At 65.0% G+C, this 2,090-nt stretch carries 2 protein-coding genes; one reads left to right on the top strand and one right to left on the bottom strand.

Annotated features, from left to right (window positions below; translation table 11 throughout):
- Positions 1-96: 96 nt before the first annotated feature.
- Entirely contained in the window at positions 97-879 is a 783-nt protein-coding gene (locus ACWGI8_RS43395) for a sporulation protein (RefSeq protein ID WP_453669029.1), read from the bottom strand.
- Positions 880-953: 74 nt separating this feature from the next.
- On the opposite strand from ACWGI8_RS43395, the gene ACWGI8_RS43390 reads away from it, so the two are divergent.
- Positions 954-1,595, top strand: coding sequence for a DNA-3-methyladenine glycosylase (locus ACWGI8_RS43390; protein ID WP_453669027.1), 642 nt, complete (start codon positions 954-956; stop codon positions 1,593-1,595).
- Positions 1,596-2,090: the final 495 nt, after the last annotated feature.

Here is a 2,090-nt window from a genome sequence, read left to right as displayed (position 1 = left end):
GCAATGGCTGCACTCCTACAATCACCACCGCGGACACACCGCGCTCGCAGGCAAACCACCCGCCAGCCGCGTCCCCAACCTCACAGGGCAATACACCTAGAGCCAGTTACGACGGCCGCCGACATCCGCGAGCCACTGGTTGAGATACGCGGCGTAGTCCGTCCCCTGGAAGTTGTGCAGATCCACCTTGAACGCACGGAACGAGTCGCTGCCCTCGCTGAACAGACCCGCCTTCTTGTCCATCTCCAGCACGACGTCCATCTCGCGGTCGTCGGCGACGAACGACAGCTCCACCTGGTTCAGCCCGCGGTACTGCTGCGGCGGGAAGAACTCGATCTCCTGGTAGAACGGCAGCCGCTGCCGCGTCCCGCGGATGTGCCCGCGCTCCATGTCCGCGCTCTTGAAGCGGAAGCCCAGCTGGATGAACGCGTCGAGGATCGCCTGCTGGGCCGGCAGCGGGTGGACATTGATCGGGTCCAGGTCGCCCGAGTCCAGGGCGCGCGCGATCTCCAGCTCGGTCGTCACACCGATGTTCATGCCCCGCAGCTGCTGCCCGGCGATCGCCGTGACCGGCGTCTCCCACGGGATCTCCAGCCCGAACGGCACCACGTGCACCGCCCCGGCCTGCACCTCGAAGGCACCCCCGAGACGCTGCTTGGTGAACTCGATGTCCTGCTTGACCTCCTGGTCGCCGCCCTCCACCTCGACACGCGCCTGCAGACCGACGGACAGCCCCTCGATCTGCTGATTCACCGAGCCACCCTGGATACGCACCTCGCCCTGGACGACCCCGCCCGGCACGACGTTCGCCTCGGTCAGCTCGGTCTCGACGGAGGCACCGCCGGCACCCATGCTCGCGAGCAGTCGCTTGAAGCCCATGTTCACTCCTTATCGGTTCTGACCCCTACATACGCGCGACGACGGTAGTCGGTTCCCCGCTACCCTCGGACGCCATGATGGAGAGCCCCGACCGTACGCCGCTGCCCCGGGACTTCTTCGACCGCCCGGTCCTCGACGTCGCCCCGGACCTCCTCGGTCGCATGCTGGTACGTCTGGCGGACGACGGCCCCGTCGAACTCCGGCTGACCGAAGTAGAGGCCTACGCGGGGGAGGCCGACCCGGGCTCGCACGCCTTCCGTGGCCGCACCGCCCGCAACGGAGTCATGTTCGGCCCGCCCGGTCACGCGTACGTCTACTTCACCTACGGCATGTGGCACTGCCTCAATCTGGTGTGCGGCCCCGAGGGCGAGGCCAGTGGTGTCCTGCTGCGCGCGGGCGAGATCCGCGTGGGCAAGGAGCTCGCCTTCAAACGTCGGATTTCAGCCCGGAACGACAAGGAACTGGCCAAAGGCCCGGCCCGCCTCGCCACGGCCCTCGACATCGACCGCGCCCTGGACGGTGCCGACGTCTGCGCCGGCCCCGACGCTCCGCTGCGCATCCTCGCCGGTACGCCTCCCACCCCTGACCAGGTGCGAAATGGACCCCGTACGGGAGTGGGCGGAGACGGAGCCGGCCACCCCTGGCGCTACTGGATCACGGACGATCCCACGGTGAGTCCCTATCGGGCTCACGCGCCACGCCGCAGGTCAACTTGACTCTGTCTAGTCAGACGCCTAACGTAGCCCGAGCCGCTTGAACAGGGACTGCTGTTCTACAGCCCCCGAAGCGGCCATCCACTACTTACGACAAACCCCAACCCGGGTGCGATTTCGGCATGCCGAAATTCAGTACTCGATCGGCTCGATTATGAGTCGCCCGGGAAATGGTCTAACGTAGTGAACACGCCGAAAGGCAAAAGGCCCTCCAACGGCCACCGGAAACGAAATCCAGACCGGAAACGGAACGGAAAAAGAATCTGGTAAGGTTGGAAACACCGAAGGGAAGCGCCCGAAGGAAAGCCCGAAAGGGTGAGTACGAAGGAAGCGTCCGTTCCTTGAGAACTCAACAGCGTGCCAAAAATCAACGCCAGATATGTTGATACCCCGTCTCCATCACGGAGATGAGGTTCCTTTGAAAGTCCTTCCGTCAGGAAGGCAACACAGCGAGGACGCTGTGGACCGAGAGGATCATTCCTCCTCTTGGTTCCGCTC

The sequence above is a fragment of the Streptomyces sp. NPDC054841 genome (assembly GCF_053611045.1).
This window is presented reverse-complemented; position numbering and strand designations above follow the sequence as displayed.